16 protein-coding genes are annotated in these 16,471 nt (G+C 47.3%); 3 read left to right on the top strand and 13 right to left on the bottom strand.

Going from position 1 to position 16,471, the window contains the following annotated elements:
• Positions 1-21: 21 nt before the first annotated feature.
• Positions 22-858, bottom strand: coding sequence for an endonuclease/exonuclease/phosphatase family protein (locus PDUR_RS06190; RefSeq protein ID WP_052410087.1), 837 nt, complete (start codon positions 856-858; stop codon positions 22-24).
• Between the two features lie 279 nt (positions 859-1,137).
• Positions 1,138-1,764: a nitroreductase family protein gene (locus PDUR_RS06185; protein WP_042205518.1), complete on the bottom strand. Its 627-nt coding sequence runs from the start codon at positions 1,762-1,764 to the stop codon at positions 1,138-1,140.
• 170 nt (positions 1,765-1,934) lie between these two features.
• Between PDUR_RS06185 and PDUR_RS27820 the strand changes: the two genes are divergently transcribed.
• A protein-coding gene (locus PDUR_RS27820; RefSeq protein ID WP_156130327.1) for an IS5 family transposase occupies positions 1,935-2,665 on the top strand; the annotation gives its coding sequence in 2 pieces (ribosomal slippage) (positions 1,935-2,223 and positions 2,223-2,665; 732 coding nt in all).
• Between the two features lie 29 nt (positions 2,666-2,694).
• Here the strand turns inward: PDUR_RS27820 and nifH are convergent.
• The 11 genes from nifH to PDUR_RS06120 all read right to left on the bottom strand — a co-directional run bounded on the left by nifH (position 2,695) and on the right by PDUR_RS06120 (position 13,475).
• Complete coding sequence (gene nifH, locus PDUR_RS06170; protein ID WP_042205515.1) at positions 2,695-3,573, bottom strand: nitrogenase iron protein; 879 nt, start codon at positions 3,571-3,573, stop codon at positions 2,695-2,697.
• Positions 3,574-3,579: 6 nt separating this feature from the next.
• Positions 3,580-4,956 carry a nitrogenase cofactor biosynthesis protein NifB gene (gene nifB, locus PDUR_RS06165; protein WP_042205514.1) on the bottom strand — a complete coding sequence of 459 codons (1,377 nt, stop codon included), beginning with the start codon at positions 4,954-4,956 and terminating at the stop codon, positions 3,580-3,582.
• Positions 4,957-5,170: 214 nt separating this feature from the next.
• Positions 5,171-5,935 carry a VOC family protein gene (locus tag PDUR_RS06160; protein WP_042205513.1) on the bottom strand — a complete coding sequence of 255 codons (765 nt, stop codon included), beginning with the start codon at positions 5,933-5,935 and terminating at the stop codon, positions 5,171-5,173.
• 2 nt (positions 5,936-5,937) lie between these two features.
• Complete coding sequence (proC, locus tag PDUR_RS06155; RefSeq protein ID WP_330217241.1) at positions 5,938-6,744, bottom strand: pyrroline-5-carboxylate reductase; 807 nt, start codon at positions 6,742-6,744, stop codon at positions 5,938-5,940.
• 13 nt (positions 6,745-6,757) lie between these two features.
• On the bottom strand, positions 6,758-7,606 hold the full coding sequence (locus PDUR_RS06150; protein WP_042205512.1) for a MetQ/NlpA family ABC transporter substrate-binding protein: 849 nt from the start codon (positions 7,604-7,606) through the stop codon (positions 6,758-6,760).
• Complete coding sequence (locus tag PDUR_RS06145; protein ID WP_042205511.1) at positions 7,603-8,637, bottom strand: uroporphyrinogen decarboxylase family protein; 1,035 nt, start codon at positions 8,635-8,637, stop codon at positions 7,603-7,605. Before PDUR_RS06145 ends, PDUR_RS06150 begins: the two co-directional genes overlap by 4 nt.
• Before the next feature lie 30 nt (positions 8,638-8,667).
• Positions 8,668-9,327, bottom strand: a complete 660-nt coding sequence (locus tag PDUR_RS06140) for a methionine ABC transporter permease (RefSeq protein WP_042205510.1) — start codon at positions 9,325-9,327, stop codon at positions 8,668-8,670.
• Positions 9,302-10,345 carry a methionine ABC transporter ATP-binding protein gene (locus PDUR_RS06135; protein ID WP_042209120.1) on the bottom strand — a complete coding sequence of 348 codons (1,044 nt, stop codon included), beginning with the start codon at positions 10,343-10,345 and terminating at the stop codon, positions 9,302-9,304. Before PDUR_RS06135 ends, PDUR_RS06140 begins: the two co-directional genes overlap by 26 nt.
• A gap of 34 nt (positions 10,346-10,379) precedes the next feature.
• Positions 10,380-11,546 (bottom strand): amidohydrolase, encoded by a 1,167-nt coding sequence (locus PDUR_RS06130; protein WP_042205509.1) that lies wholly within the window; start codon positions 11,544-11,546, stop codon positions 10,380-10,382.
• A gap of 26 nt (positions 11,547-11,572) precedes the next feature.
• Positions 11,573-12,787 carry a trans-sulfuration enzyme family protein gene (locus PDUR_RS06125; protein WP_042205508.1) on the bottom strand — a complete coding sequence of 405 codons (1,215 nt, stop codon included), beginning with the start codon at positions 12,785-12,787 and terminating at the stop codon, positions 11,573-11,575.
• A 7-nt stretch (positions 12,788-12,794) separates the two neighbouring features.
• Positions 12,795-13,475: a GntR family transcriptional regulator gene (locus PDUR_RS06120; RefSeq protein WP_233277489.1), complete on the bottom strand. Its 681-nt coding sequence runs from the start codon at positions 13,473-13,475 to the stop codon at positions 12,795-12,797.
• An 855-nt stretch (positions 13,476-14,330) separates the two neighbouring features.
• On the opposite strand from PDUR_RS06120, the gene PDUR_RS29695 reads away from it, so the two are divergent.
• Positions 14,331-15,596: a thermonuclease family protein gene (locus PDUR_RS29695; protein WP_052410086.1), complete on the top strand. Its 1,266-nt coding sequence runs from the start codon at positions 14,331-14,333 to the stop codon at positions 15,594-15,596.
• Positions 15,597-15,620: 24 nt separating this feature from the next.
• A complete protein-coding gene (locus tag PDUR_RS06110) occupies positions 15,621-16,184 on the top strand; it encodes a hypothetical protein (protein WP_042205507.1) in 564 nt (187 codons plus the stop codon).
• The last annotated feature ends 287 nt before the right edge of the window (positions 16,185-16,471 follow it).

Genomic DNA, 16,471 nt, shown 5'->3' with positions numbered 1-16,471 from the left:
TTTTTTATTGTAGTTCTTGTTTTATCTCCGAATTTCAACCTCTGCAGTTACAGGAAAATGATCGGAGGGGTAGTGTCTGTCAAAGCTGTCAGTTACCGTTCGCATCGACACAACCTTGACCTGTTCACTGACCAGGATGTAGTCGATCTCCTTCATTTCCGCCCACGGCATGTTGTAGTCAAAATTTGAAAAAGTGCCTTCAGGACCGTATGGAATTCCTTCTGAAACCCACTTGGCATCCCGCAAAAATCCGCTTAATTTCCGGTAGCATCGTTCTTCCCTGCCTGCATTAAAATCGCCTGTTATCATAACCGGAGCATCCGGGACATACGAGCCTATCCAGTCGGTAATCAATCTCGCCCCTTGAAAACGGGCTTCTTCGCTGATATGGTCCAAGTGCGTGTTCAGGAAGACGAGAACCTGTCCAGTTCTCTTGTCCCGCAATCTTGCCCAGGTGCATATACGGGGGCAGTCCGCCCCCCACGATATTGAGGGTTCCCCTGGAGATAAGGAAAGCCAAAACGTTCCTCCGGCTTCCTTCTCGAAAATATCCTTGCGATAGAATATAGGGCAATGTTCGCCGCTTAGCCCTCCATCGCGGCCTTCGCCCTCATAGCGGTAGCCGGAGAGTGCGGCCAATTCGGTCATTTGATTTCCGCAAACCTCCTGCAGACCGATGATATCCCAAGAATAGTAATGGAGCATTCCCAGAAGATTGCTCTTGCGAAATTCCCAGCGGTTTCTCCGATCCTCGGGATTGTCAAAGCGGATATTAAACGAGGCGACACGGTAACGGACCGGGGGTAAAGCAGGAATCTGCTCTGTTGTCTCTTTCTCTGAAAATCGTACATGCTGCAAACCCTGATTCTCCTCCTTCATTGCCAAATTGCCTATCAAATTTATTTTGAGGGCAGAGTATCAAATGTAATGTCGAATATTGTTTATGCAAGATTAATTAATTTTTTTACATTTTTGCAAGGATGAACCGTTCCAAAGCAATCCCGCAGGTCAGACCTGCGGCAAACTCGTAACCTTCACCCGTTAACACGATGCGCTTCCAAGCACAAAAAAGAGGCCGTCCCACCAAGCATCGCTTGGCAAAACAGTCTCTTTTTGTCCTTAGTCGCCGGCAGGGGTTTAAGCTTGCGGCAAATCCCATTTTCCTTCAATGATACTGTCACTTAAAGACCGCCGGCCGTTCGGCTTCTCAAGGCTGCGAAAATTTTCGTCCAAGACATCGGCCTGCCCCTGGTATCCAATCGGTATCAGCAGATGTACATCATAATCATCCGGCACATTCAGGGCAGTACGGGCCTTCTCCTTATCGAAGCTGGCAATGGCGCGGGTGGACAAGCCGAGTAGCGAGGCTTGAAGCGCTATCGCCTGCCAGGCGGCACCGGTGTCGAACGCATGGTACGGGTTGGGCTGGCCATCTTCCCACAGCTTGTAGGAAGCAAGACCAATAATGGCTGGCGCCTGATCAGCCCACACCCGGTTGCTTGGGAAGATCAATTCCCGGAAGGTTTGCAGCTCCTCCTCCGTGTTGGCCAGGATGAAACGCCAGGGCTGTCCGTTTCTGGCGGACGGAGCCCAGCGCGCGGCCTCCAGCACAGTCAGCAGATCCTCTTCGCTAACATTCTGGCCGGAGAACGAACGAGGAGACCAGCGGTTTACAAACAACGGATTGATCGAATGATCGGCTTGGCGATTGGCTTTTACTTCTTCAGAAAGCTCCTGGGTCGGATTAAACGTTTGTTGACTCATTTTGGCATCAACCTCTCATCGTATATTTTTCTTTTTTTATTAGGGCGTGTCTGAAAACTAGATATTGCTTCAAAAGCGTAACCGTAGCATAATTTTACAAGAATGAAATCACGAGGGGATTGTAAAAAGATGCTAAGACGCCACGAAATTAAGGACCAGACTGGGAACGAATACAAGATCTATTGCCACCCGAAAACACGGGAGAAGGTAGACCCTCAAAACCCAATCGAGTGATGCTTAATGGAATGCTTTGGAAAGTCAAAACAGGGGCTCCTTGGCGTGATTTGCCTGAACGTTTTGGCCCTTGGAAAACCGTGTATTCCCGATTCCGTTTATGGAGCAACGATGACCTTTTTCAAAAGGTGTTTGAGTCCTTGACCAGCGATGCGGACTTGCAGGATGTCTCACTGGACAGCACCTCCTGTAAAGTTCACCAGCACGCAGCAGGGGCTAAAAAGGGGCCGAAAACGCCGAAACCAACCAGGAAATCGGACTTTCCCGAGGGGGACGCAATACCAAAATCCACGCCGTAGTGGACGCGCTGGGTAATCCGGTTCGTCTGTTTCTAACGCCTGGAAACATCCATGACTGTACGGTAGCCATCGAAGTCCTCTCTGACGTAACGTTGTCTGGAAGCATGGTTTTAGCCGATAAAGCCTACGGAACCCAGAATATTCGAACGTATATTGAATCCCAAAACGCAACGTTCTGCATCCCGCCCAAGTCCAATGCGGCAGATCCTTGGGCATGTGATTTTCACCATTATAAAGAACGCCATGTTGTGGAATGTTTTTTCAACAAACTCAAACAATTCCGGGGGATTGCAACACGCTATGACAAGCTTTCCCGAAATTTTTTGAGCTTTGCCTTTTTGGCTTCTGCGATGATTTTGTTAAAGTAGCCCCATTAAGATTAGTTTTCAGACACGCCCTAGTGACCAGCAGCTTCGAGCTTCTTGATAGCTGTTTCTTCGTCTTCTACCACACCGAACTCGATCAACAGTTGTTCCAGTTCGTCCATTTCGATCGGAGTCGGGATCGTCAGCTTTTCGTTGTGCAGGATTTTGTCAGCCAGCTGCTTGTACTCTTGAGCTTGAGGATGATCCGGGTTGTATTGAGTAACCGTCATTCTTCTCAGCTCGGCATGTTGTACGACGTTGTCGCGAGGCACGAAGTGGATCATTTGCGTGTTCAGACGACGCGCAAGTTCCGTGATCAGCTCGTCTTCACGGTCGGTGTTACGGGAGTTACAGATCAGGCCGCCCAGACGAACGCCGCCGCTTTGAGCATATTTCAGGATACCGCGTGCGATGTTGTTCGCTGCGTACATAGCCATCATTTCACCGGAGCAGACGATATAAATCTCTTGTGCTTTGTTCTCGCGGATAGGCATTGCGAAACCGCCGCATACAACGTCACCCAGTACGTCGTAGGAGATGAAGTCCATGCCGTCATAAGCGCCTTGCTCTTCCAGGAAGTTGATGGAAGTGATGATCCCGCGGCCTGCGCAGCCTACGCCTGGTTCCGGACCGCCGGACTCCACGCAGAGGATGCCGCCAAAGCCGGTTGCGACTACGTCTTCGAGTTCAAGATCTTCTACCGAACCCAATTCAGCAGCCAGGTGAAGTACCGTTTGTTGAGCTTTCGTATTCAGGATCAGACGAGTGGAGTCGGCTTTAGGGTCGCAGCCTACGATCATGATTTTTTGATCAAAAGTCGTTGCCAGCTGAGCCAAAGTGTTCTGGGAAGTTGTGGATTTACCGATACCGCCTTTACCGTAGAATGCGATTTGTCTTGGTTTCTTACTCATGATTAATTATCCCTTCGATATATTCATATTTTCAAAATAGGAACCGTACTTCACACTTTCAAGGATAACTTCCTGTATTCCGCCTTTGCGGACCAGGGGCAGTATGCCTGCTTTGTTCAGCGCCGCGCGAGGCGCGTCGCCGATACCGGAGCTGAGGAGAATCCGGCAATCGCTAAGGATTGAGGTAATCTCTTGAAGCGTTTCGCCCTTGTCTCCGTTGCAATCGGCTGTGCCGTGGCAGTACGCCTGTATCTTCCGGATCCCGATGAATTTCACTTCGGTTCCGTCGGTATCGAAAATCATGAATTCCGTCGCATGGCCAAAATGCTGGTTGACCTTGTCTCCGCCTCTGGAAGCAACCGCGACTCTTGTCTTCTTGTTCTCATCAAGAATCGTCCGGCGGTTCTCCTTCGCGATCAGGCGCTGACGGATTTTGCTATCGAGCTCCTGCTGGAACTGTTCTCTTGCATCCAGGTCGATAACCGGATCGGCTTCCATCGTTTCCAGTTGAAAATCCTGGTTACGGTCCTGGCCGAGCAGCCCAACCGCGTCGGCGCGGCATTGGCGGCAGTGGCGCATCAGCTTCGTTCCGCCCTCGCTCAGCTGCTCTTGCAACTGGTTCAGTTCTCTTGGACGAGGAGCCTTGCGTCCGTCCTTCTCATACTGGCTGCCAGGAGCGATAATCAGCGGCGTTACATTGTGAAGCGTCGCGCCGAGCTCCTTAACTTTCTTTGATACTTCAACCAGATGCTTGTCGTTGACCCCCGGAATCATAATCGAGTTGACTTTGACGAGAATGCCTCGCTTCGCCAGTTCCTCCACGCCTTGAAGCTGACGGCTGATCAGCAGAGCGGCGGCTTCTCTTCCTTCGTAACGCACTCCTTCATCAAATACCCAAGGATAAATCTCTTTACCGACATCCGGGTCGATGGCGTTAATCGTTATCGTTACATGCCCGATCCCGAGTTCAACGATTCGATCGATGTGCCGGTACAGCGTAAGTCCGTTGGTGCTGAGACAGGTCATCACACCTTGGACATGCTTCTTGACTCTCGCAAAGGTATCGAAAGTCTTATCCGCATTTGCAAGCGGATCGCCTGGACCGGCTATGCCGACCACCGACAGCTGCATGAGCTGTGCTGCCACACCTTTTACTTTCCGCTCCGCTTGTTCCGGAGTGAGCACCTCACTGACAACCCCAGGTCTGCTTTCGTTCACGCAGTCGAATTTACGGTTGCAGTAGTTGCATTGGATGTTGCAGGCGGGAGCTACCGGGATATGCATCCGGGCAAAAAACCGATGGGCTTCCTCGCTGTAGCAAGGGTGGCGACTGATATCGTCCTCTGCTGCACTTGATGAACACAACGTCGACTCCAGCTTCATTTTTCCCACCTCCTTAAAATAACGACGAAAAGGCATTCTCCCAAAGGAAAATGCCTCCATTCGTATGGTCGGTATATCTCTAATTCCCATCTTAAACATATAATCCCTATATGTCAACTATGTATTTATCAGAGCGTGCGTTAAAGCCATAAAATACGCCAGAAAAAAAAGGCCCTGTATTCGAAAATATAGAACCTTTACGAGAACATCGTTTTTAAGTGAAAACATATTCTCCTTCGCCAATCCGAATGGTTTTCCCTTTCAGCCTTACAGAATCCGTTTCAAAAATCACCTGTTTGAACCCGTTCTCGTCCCCTTTTACGAAATCAAAAAACTTATCGCCAATCTTAAGGGTGGCTGAACGGTCTTCCGGCTCCAAGGCAGTTAGTCCGAATAACCTCCCCCAATGCTCGGCGGCAGCTGCCGGATCGGAGACATGGAATACCGCCCGCTTGATTTCCGCATTACCAGCAGGATGAGGCTGAATGATGCCGGATGCCGTTAAGCGCTCCAATCTTTCCGCATCCGTCCCTTTCCATTGAATGATAAACGGATAGACCAGTCCGCCAAAATCACCGTCAATGGTCATCATCCGCCACTCGATTAATCTGCCCGTGTTGTCCAGACGCTTACCGTCCATGATAGGAGAAAGCTTTAAGCCTGCCGCTTTCAAAGAAGCGGCCATTTCTTCAATATCATCGGTCCGAATAACGAATCTGCTCAATACTTCATGCTCCGGTAATACGTCAACCGCATCTTTCACCACACGGTTATGTTCCGTCGCCTTCGCTAATTCAAGATTCTCAATACCCAGAAACTCGATATAGGTTAACCCAAAATAGCTTAAGCTGTTATAGGTTCCCCACTCTGTATGCGAGCCTCCCTTGAAGGCAACTAAACCATGTTCCCGAAAGATTTCAACCGGGTGCTCCAAATCATTGACATAATGAACAAGATGATCCCAATTTTTCGATGCCATGGCTATTTCGCCCCTAACTCGGTTGTCCGCTTTACAGCCGCCAAGACGCTTCTTTGCAGGCCGGCCGCGAAATCACTGTTGTTCAGTTCGTACAGGCCATGAATGCCTACACCGCCGGGAGAGTTATTAATATCAAGCAGCTGTCTTGGATGCAGTCCGGTCTGTTTCAGCATGGCGACAGCTCCAATACAATTTTCCAGCGCAACATTCCATGCTTGTTCCCGGGGCAATCCGGCGAGCACACCGGCATCCGCAAGCGATTCAATAAAATAATAAATGTAATTCGGTCCAGCCACACCATATCCGGTAAAGATATCAATGAGGGATTCATCCAGATACTGCACTTTGCCGAATCCCAGCAAGAACTCCTCCACCTGATCTGGATTGGCGTAGGCATTCAAGGCAACCCCGCTATAACCGTAACCCGTATCGGTCAACGTATTTGGAATGACCCGGATAATAGGGCGTTCGGCTCCAAAAAAGCCGGCCAGCTTCTCCATCGTCACACCTGCCACAATCGAAACGATTGCGGCGGTTGGTGCGGCGAATTCCCGTACAGCTTCTCCTAATGCAGCCAAATTGTCCTGCGGCCGGACAGCAATCACAATCAAGGCTGCTTCAGCCAGAAATTTCTCTTGAGAGCTGTCCGTGTTCACTCCATAAGTTTGGCTTAAAAACTGAAGACGCGCCTCATTGATATCCGTTACGCTAATTCGGTCCGCGGATATCGTTTGATTGGTTACAACGGCGCGGATAATGGCCTCAGCCATTTGTCCGCCGCCGATAAAGTGAATCTGCTTGTTGATCAACCCATCCACTTCCTTACTTATTGGTTTTCCACGCTTCGGGAAGAATGAATCCGTCGTATTTCTCTATTCCCGTGATATATTCTTCAAACTCCGGCGACTCATAGGCGGCTTTCAAGTCTTTGGCCCATTGAGTATTTTCATCTTTCTTGTTGATGGATACGATGATTCTGTGCTGCATTGGCGTATTTTCTATTTTCAATGCGTCTGTAATCTTTTTGCCGGCGTTTGCAATGTAGTTTCCGTTAACGACTCCATAATCCACATCTTCCAGCGATACGAGGATTTGGGCAGGGTCCAGAATTTTAATATCAATTTTATACTTGTCCGGCTCCATGCTGTTAATGTTAAAGTCCTCCACACCTGCACCTTCTTTAATCTTTACCCACCCAAGTTCTTCCAGAATCCGAAGCGCACGTTCCTGGTTAACCGGATCATTGGGGACAGCAACGGTAGTGCCGTCTTTTACATCATCGAGTGTAGTGTGCTTAACGGAGTAGAGACCTTGCGGCGCACCCGGCACATAGGCGATTCCCACCATGTCCGCGCCGATTTCTTTGTTAATCGCTTCCATATACGCCGTGCTTTGGAATATGCTCGCGTCAATGGAGCCTTCTTTCATGGCTGGGTTTACCTGCATGTTTTGAGAGAAAGTCTTAATGTCAACCTTGTAGCCCTTTTTCTCTAAAATCGGCAGAATCGATTGGCGAAACTGCTCTTCGTACGTTCCCACGCCAAATCCAACGGTAATCTCTTTCTTTTCTTCCGGCGCAGCCCCTGAATTCGAGCCTTTATCGGCATTTTGGCCGCAAGCCGTCAGCAGCGTTACCATCCCAACCAAAAGAACGAGCAATAACTTTTTCATACTCTTGTCTCCTTTTCAAAAACAGATTTTTTAAACTGCTCCAGAGCTTCATCGGTTACATTAAGCGGGATTGCACAGTTGGGAGCGAGAATAAAAGGCTGGTCCTTCATCAAGCTCAAGGCTTCCCCAGCCTGCTGCTTAATTTCAGCAATGTCATTTACCGCAAACAAAGCATGATCGACGCCGCCTACCTTGGTTGCCGTTAACGCCGCATCCAGGTCCGGATTTCCTTCGGCCTTGGTGTCCCAGCTGATGCCGTCGATCCGGTAATCGTTAAATCTTTCAGGCTGGGCATGGGCTCCGCAAGTGTGCAGGACATTTTTCCCGTAGCTCGCAGCCTCAAGTACTATGGAATCATAGGGTCTCGAAAATTCATTAAACATCGCTTCACTGAACAAGCCCGGATGAGCTGTACCCGTCACCGCATAAAACAGTCCGTCCGATCCCGCATGCTGAAGCTCTTTTACATAATCGGCCAAGGTTAATGAAATGACATGTAACGCATGATGCGCCGCCGCTCTGTGCTCGGTAAACAACGATTCCAAGGTGACAGGATTTTCAATGCCAAACACCGTTTTGGTCACATAAGCAGATCGGCCCACAATAAACAGCAGCACGGTTAAAGGTGAAAAGACGGTTTGAATCAAAGGGGTATCCGGCAGCCCTTGACGAATCATTCGCACCGCTTCCAATTGTTCCAATAACGGGGTTGAATCCGCGGCTTTCTTCACATCAAGATCCCAAAGATTAGCCCCCGCTGGAACAGCGGTTGTTTCCTGTCTGGGAAATACGGTTTGATAGTCATGAAAATCATACTGATTTCCCCAAGCTTCAGCCAGATAGGTTGCTCTAGGGTTAATTTTGACCCAATCCCAATCATATTTCTTGGTAAAAGCAATCGTCGTTTCCGCCAAATCGTCCGCATTTTGTTCCTTGTCGATGAAATGACGCCAGCCGCTGACAATCGGACGGTCCGCCCTTTCCCCGGATAGTATGGCGTTAAAGCGGTCTTGTTTGCTCCATTCACTCACCTGTCGTTTTCCTCCCCTTAAAGTTCTTTATTAATAGCGGCGAATCTTTCTCGCCAAATTGTTGCCTAAAGATTGGATACCCTGGACAAAAATAATCAGGATAGCTACAGTGGCAAATACGACAACCGTGTCAAATCGCTGGTATCCATATACGATCGCCAAGTCTCCGACTCCGCCGCCGCCAACCGTTCCCGCCATCGCGGTCGCGCCAATCAAGCCGATCGTCGCCGTCGTCAGGGACAGGATTAACGATCCGAAAGCCTCGGGCAACAAAAAATGCCAGATAACCTGAAACGGTGTAGCCCCCATCGCCTCTGCCGCTTCCATAATTCCCGGGTTGACTTCAAGCAGAGAGTTCTCTACCAAGCGCCCGATATAAGGCGAGATATAAATGATCAGCGGCACGATCGCTGCGCTTGTCCCAATTGAAGTCTGGACAATCACCCGGGTAAACGGAATAATGGCAACGAGCAGTATAATAAAAGGCAGGGAGCGGACAATGTTGATCACGGGATTGATCATGGTATACAGTATTTTGTTCTCCAAAATCCCGCCCGGACGGGTAACCACAAGAAAAATCCCGATAGGTATTCCAATTAAAGCCCCTACAAACAGGGACATCCCCACCATATAAATGGTATCAACAATCGCCTGCATAAACTGATCAGTTGTAACTGTAGTTGACAGCATGCTTTTCCACCTCCTCTACACCGACTCCACTGCTTTTTAAGAAAGACAAGGCTTTATCAACCTCGGCAGTCTCCCCTTTTAACTGAACAATCACCTTCCCGAGGGTCGTTTCTTGAATCTCAGTCATATTGGCAAATAAAATGTTGACCTGCACATCATAGGAACGAATCATTTGATACAGGATGGGCTCCGAAGCGGTTTGCCCGACAAATTCCAGTTTGTAAATGCCGCTGCCCGGTTCTGTTTTTATAGATTTTTGCACGCTGCTTGTGATGCTGTTTTGAATAACGGTCTTCACAAAATTTTGCGTGGTCGGATGCTGCGGATGTCCGAATACCTCCAGAACGCTTCCTTGCTCGATAATCCGTCCTTGCTCCATGACCGCCACCTTGTTGCAAATCTCCTGAATGACTGACATTTCATGGGTGATGATCATAACTGTGATATTGTATTCTGCATTGATTTTTTTCAAAAGCTGCAAAATAGAGCGCGTGGTCTGCGGGTCGAGCGCTGACGTCGCTTCATCGCAAAGGAGAATGGAGGGGTTCGAGGCAAGCGCTCTGGCAATTCCGACCCGCTGCTTCTGTCCGCCTGACAATTCACTCGGATAGCTGCCCGCTTTGTCGCCTAATCCAACAAACTCCAGCAGCTCCAGCACACGCTGGCGAATTTCGTCTTTATTCTTCTTCAACAAAATGAGGGGAATGGCCACGTTATCAAATACTTTTTTCGATTCGAGCAGGTTGAAATGCTGAAAGATCATGCCGATGTTTTTTTTGGCGGCACGCAGCTCTTTAACGCTGTATTTACCTAAATCATGCCCGTCCACAAAAACCTGTCCTTTCGTCGGTCTTTCCAAATAATTGACCAAACGAATCAGTGTACTCTTTCCCGCACCGCTATAGCCGATAACCCCAAATATATCGCCTTTCTCAACCTTTAGATTAATTTCCTTCAAGGCCTCATTCGAGATCCCTTTGCGGGTGTATGTTTTACCGACATCCTTTAATTCAATCATATACATTCCTCTCATTTCATTATCGGATTTGGGGCTAACCTTTCTCCTTCAGCTTCACCAACGCTTGCTCAGCCAATAATGCAAAATACTCAGCAGCCGGCAATAATGCGGCCTCATCTACATCGAAACGCGGATGATGCAGCGCATACGCAGGACCGGTTCCAATATTCACAAAAGCACCCGGTATCTTCTGCAGATACAATGAGAAGTCTTCACCTCCCATTTGCGGAGCGATATCATGCACCTCATACCCTGCCTGCTTCGCAATCTCTTTGGTAAAATCAGCCCAGTATCCGTCATTGATCGTTGCGGGCGGGCCTGGATACCAATGCAGCTTGGCCTCCGCCCCGGCTGCCGCAGCAATTCCTTCGATGATTTGCGTCATTTTGACCGGGATTGTGCGGCGAATCTCTTCATTATGCGTTCGGACGGTGCCCTCCAGTTCAACCATCTCCGGCAGTACATTCCAGGTGAAGCCGCCATTTATTCTAGTGACACTTAGAACAACCGGCTCCCCGGCGCTGTTCTGGCGGCTGACAATCGTCTGAAGCGCCGTAATGATTTGAGCCGCAGTTACGATGGAATCCACGCCATTCTCCGGAGTTGCGGCGTGAGCCCCGATACCTTTTACCGTAATTTCAAACCGGTCAACACCTGCGGTTAAAGCTCCGGTTCTCGTTCCGAATGATCCTGTGGGCAAGTCCGGCGAGTTATGAAGGCCAAATATGGCAGCTACTCCTTCAAGCCCTCCCGACGCCAGAACACTTTCGGCCCCGTGACCGGTCTCTTCCGCCGGCTGAAACAATACTCTAACCGTTCCGGGCAGTTCTGCTTCACGGGCTTTTAGCAAATATGCGGCGCCTAAAATGACAGCCGTGTGAAAATCATGACCGCATGCATGCATTTTCCCTGGAACCTCTGACGCAAAAGGCAATCCGGTCTGCTCTTCAATCGGGAGTGCGTCGATATCGCAGCGAATGGCTGCAATTGGCCCCGCCCCGCGTCCGATTTCTGCAATGAGCCCCGTTTTCAAAGGGAGGTTCAATATTCGAATATTGGCGTCCGTCAGCCATTTCCGCAGTTTTTCCGTCGTTTTAAACTCTTCATAAGATAATTCAGGCTCAAGGTGAAGGTTCCTGCGAACGTCAATCAGTTGACTGCCTAAAGCTTGTTCAATCTCATCCGGCTGTTTAGTGGACATGGAATTCCTCCTAAATGTTTACGGTATTATTTCGTTATGATTTTGGTTTCTGAAGCAGAGAAAAGGGCGGTGAGAGCTTGATCGAAGTCGCTTATAATATCATCCGCATCCTCCAGCCCGACCGACACGCGAATTAATCCATCCGTAATCCCAAATTTCATTCGCTCTTCCTGCGGAATGGAAGCATGAGTCATTGAGGCCGGGTGCTGTACTAAGGTTTCCGGATCGCCCAAGCTGAATGAAATCATCGCTAATTTCAGCGAGTTGATTAATTTTTTCCCTTCAATTAAGCCTCCCTTGACTTCAAAAGAAACAATCCCCCCCATACCCTTCATTTGCTGTTTGGCCAGCTCATGTTGAGGATGTGACGCCAAGCCCGGATAAAAGACTTTATCAATGAAAGGATGAGACTCAAGGTATTCGGCAATTTTCTGGGCGTTGCTGCAATGTCTTTCTACCCGCAAGGCCATGGTCTTCATTCCTCTTAAAATTAAGAATGCGTCCCAAGCATTCAAATTTTGCCCCAGATCGCCCATCAGTTTCTTTCTCATGAACTGGATGGTGTCTTTTTTCCCTACAATAAATCCAGCCAAGACATCCCCGTGACCATTAATATATTTAGTAGCGCTGTGTACCACTACATCCGCTCCAAGCTCCAAAGGCTTCTGCAAGCAAGGGCTCATAAAGGTGTTATCGACAATGACGGGGAGCTGATACGATTTGCAGACTTCCGAGATTTTTCTGATATCAAGAATGGTCAATCTTGGATTAGAAGGAGTTTCGATATACACTGCTTTTGTATTTGGCTTAATCGTCTTAATCATTGAATCTGGGTCAGTACAATCGATAAAATCAAATTGTATGCCAAACCTTGGCGCCAAAGAAGTCAGGAAGTTATAGGTACCGCCATACACATCCTTGGTCACCAGGACATGATCGCCATGCTTCAAGAAGCCGAGAAGAGCAATGGAGATGGCCGCCATTCCGCTGGAAACTCCTAAAGCATCTTCTCCGCCTTCCAGTGCCGCTATCTTCATCTCCAATGTGCGGGAAGTAGGGTTTCCGTATCTGCCGTAATAAACGCCTTCTTCCTCGCCAGCTACAACGGCCGCCGCTGTTTCCGCATCAGGGAAAGCATAGGCGACTGCAGGTATGATGCTTTGAGAGATGGCGCCCGTGTGAGGGTCCGGAAACTGGCTTTCATGAATAATCTTCGTGTCCATACTCCATTCTGTCTTCATATCAAACTCAATCCTCTCTGTTTGCTTGAATTCCTTGGATTCTCTCTAGTGCGGCGGATAAGCTGCTTAATATATGATCCTGCATCGCTTTTTCCGCCCCGTCTTCGTTTCTGTCGGCTATCATTTGCAAGATAAAGTTATGTTCTTCATCCGCCTGCGTGTTCCAATCACCATGCAGAGAAACGAACCGGCAATAGCGAAGCGCGTGATCTCTTAGATGATTCAAGATTTTCACAAAGGTCTTGAGATCACTCATTTCAGATAAATAATCATGGAATTCAAAGCCATAGGATACAAAATCCTGACTCTTGCCTGACCGAAAGGATTGTTTAATATTTTCAATCATAGCCGTTAAATTTTGGATATCTTGATCCGTGGCATTTTTGGCCGCACTCTTGGCAATATACCCTTCCAGCATGCTGCGGATCAGAAATATTTCTTTAACCTCTTCCACTGTTACTGAAGCCACTCTCAACCTGCCATTCGGCTGCCGAACGAGAAACTCCTCATTCTCCAACCTTTGAATAGCCTCTCTTAGTGGAGTGCGGCTTACTCCGAGCAAAGCTGCCAAATTCTCTTCATGTACAACTTGGTCAGGCTTTAGCTCGCTATCAATAATTTTTTGTTTTAATGCAAAATAAGTATTATCCTTCGATAGCCTGCGTGTTCTCATAACAGAACTGTCCATAAATCCATCTCCTAGTCAATAATCTGCTAGTTCCCGCTACAGAAGTATAATTGTATAATTGTATACAATTATTTAATTAGATTCCCGAGCCCCATTCCTCTCGGCTTGTGAGCACAATTTAAACCTTTCATCGTTCGCTCATCCCGTAGATTTAGCCTTATCATACATACAGAAAACGAAATTGTCTACAATTTTATGTTATTTTTAATCACATTATAATGTTTATTGTCGAAAAAAGTAGAACGATTGTTAAAAAGATCACTGCAAAATGTTATGTTTCATGACATGTCGCTCACCTTAGAAAAGTATATTCATGTTGGTACAACGAAAAGGCCTCCCAGGGAATCCTGAGAGGCCTCGAAAAATATTGATTTGGTTAAACGGTGTTTCCGCTCACGGAAACCCTTGATGTATAAGGCTTTATGAGCCTAATTACATCATGCCGCCCATCTTTCCAGCATTTTTATCAGTGTTTATTTGAGTTTGTTACCATTCGAAAATTAGTGGTCATGGATATGTTCCGATGGAATGTTCATATTTACGTTTGACCTTTATTTGTGATTTTCGTGATTTTAATGTGATTTTTAATCGGTGACGTGATTTTTTAAATAGGGATTGGTAACTCTGTGATAAACCACGCATACCCACTTTTGCTCTTTAAGAGATTCATGCTCCGGAGTGGTAGTCAGTGTAGTCAAACTTGAATGTTCTTCTGGCTAGTAGACAAGCAACTATATAATTATAACACCCTTTTAATGGTTTAACTGTTAAGGGGAAATATCAAAATTTATAGTACATTTTTCCTTTTACTGATAAAATGTGTTCATTGACTATCTAGGAGGAATTAATAGAAAGATGTTCAAGTCAAAAAGGTCCTTAGTTGCAATGGGTTTTCTCCTATTGATCGAAATCGCAATATTCTCTGGAATACCTTTTAGTGAAGCTCTGGCGGTTAACTTTTTCTTGTTGACACTTTTCTTCTTTGTTGCCTGGCTTGTTGGATTAATAAAGCCATCCCTTGTACTCCGTTGGGGCGATTCTTCAAGGAAAACCCGAAAGATTGTCTCATTATATTGCTTAGGGTCAACCGTCCTTTCCTTTATTTTGTTTATTTCTATGGCAGCTACAACTAAATCTCCTCTTGAACAAGTTTTTGATGAGCAGCAGGCTCGAAATAATGATAACGTCCTCGCTACCTCTGTAATTACATATGATGCTGCCAAGAACGTGGAAAGGACTCCATCAATATCCGCCAACTCCACCAAATTTATTGAAGCACAGGTGGTTTCCGTAACCGCTGGAGATACGTTCACGGTAAAGCTTAAAAACGGGTCAAAAGAAAAGGTCCGGCTGATTCTGGTCGACACACCAGAGACCAAACACCCGGACAAGCCGGTTCAACCTTTCGGTCCCGAAGCAAGTACCTTTACGACAAAGCTTCTAACAGGCAAAACGGTTAAACTGGAACTCGATGTATCTGAACGAGATAAATATGGCCGGCTGTTCGCCTACGCCTACCTCGGAGATAGGATGGTTAATGAGCTGTTGCTGGAGAAAGGTTATGCAAGGGTAGCCGTCTTTCCGCCGAATGTGAAGTATGTTGATCAGTTCCGGGCGATTCAGAAGAAAGCTCAGGAGACGACGCTAGGGATCTGGAGCATTGAGGATTATGCGACTGACTCGGGGTTTAACGATAACGTCGTTGTTGCGAAAGCTTCGCCCAAGGCAATCGGTACGGCCAAACCTTCACCAATGCCTGCTGCTACGGCTAAACCTTCTACTAAGCCGGTAACCACAAAGCCGTCTATTGAAGCGGTTTACTACAAAAATTGCACCGCTGTGCGAGCGGCCGGCGCAGATCCTCTCTACAAAGGTGATCCAGGTTATCGAAGCGCGCTTGATCGAGATGGAGACGGTATCGCTTGTGAAACCAGCTCTTCTTCAAGTTCTTCCACAGATTCGGGCTCTGAACAAACAATCACCGAGCCACAAACCGATAATGTCTATTACAAGAATTGCACTGCTGTAAGGAATGCGGGGGCTGCTCCGATTTATGCTGGCGAACCTGGTTACTCCCGTAAACTTGATCGTGATGGTGACGGAGTGGCTTGTGAAAAATAATTCATTAAGGGTGGGGAAAGTTATATGAGAAAAATAACTATTTCACTAATTAGCATTTCTTTGTTGTTAATTCTATTTCCTATTTCAATTAATGCTGCTCCTCAAAGCGCTACAGATATTCTAAAGAAGAAGTATCCTAGTGAAGTAATACAAATCATTAAAACGACGGATCTTAATTACGATAAAAAAAGTGAAAGTATCATTCTCACTAAATCGGGGAATCTCTTTTTAGTTAATTCTAAAGGTGTAATTGTTCTCATTAACACTGGAATTATAAGTGACGAGGGATTGGATGATCCAAGCATTCAAGTATTTTCTGCATCGAAAGCGGAGAAACATATAGCCGTCGCCTTTAATTACTTTCCCTCGAACACACAACTATACGTTTACCGGCTAAAAAACGGAACATTACAAAAATGTCTGGGATTAATGGGGGATCAAGGTGTTGAGATCGATAATAAGGGAAGAATTCATCAATACTGGAAGAAATATCGTAACGAAGGTGGCTGGGATTTAGCGGAAGGAATTTTCACATGGAATGCTAAAACCAATAAATATAAGGCTGCAGGTCAATATGTCATTAAATAAGGATAGCTCCCAGGGAAACTCTGGGGGCTATCTTATGTACTGAGGCTTCCAATTTCTGGTACCCATATCCATTCCGGCAACCTGAGCTTTATCTACTGGATGTGCTGGTTTATGGCTACCACGACACCGACAGTAGGGGCGGTCCCCAAACTGGTCGAACATATTAATGGTAATCTCCCCGCTGTCTTTCTTCGACCCCGCGAGGGCTTAAAAATCAGTCCTCATTCCTGCTAGTCTATCTCCGGCTTGCCACGGCGCTCCTGCTACCGTTAATCATCCAGTATGCC

It is taken from the genome of Paenibacillus durus, assembly GCF_000756615.1.
In the GTDB taxonomy this organism is placed as follows: Bacteria; Bacillota; Bacilli; order Paenibacillales; family Paenibacillaceae; genus Paenibacillus_AQ; species Paenibacillus_AQ durus.
The sequence above is the reverse complement of the archived record's forward strand: the minus strand, read 5'-3'. Positions and strand labels throughout refer to the sequence as shown.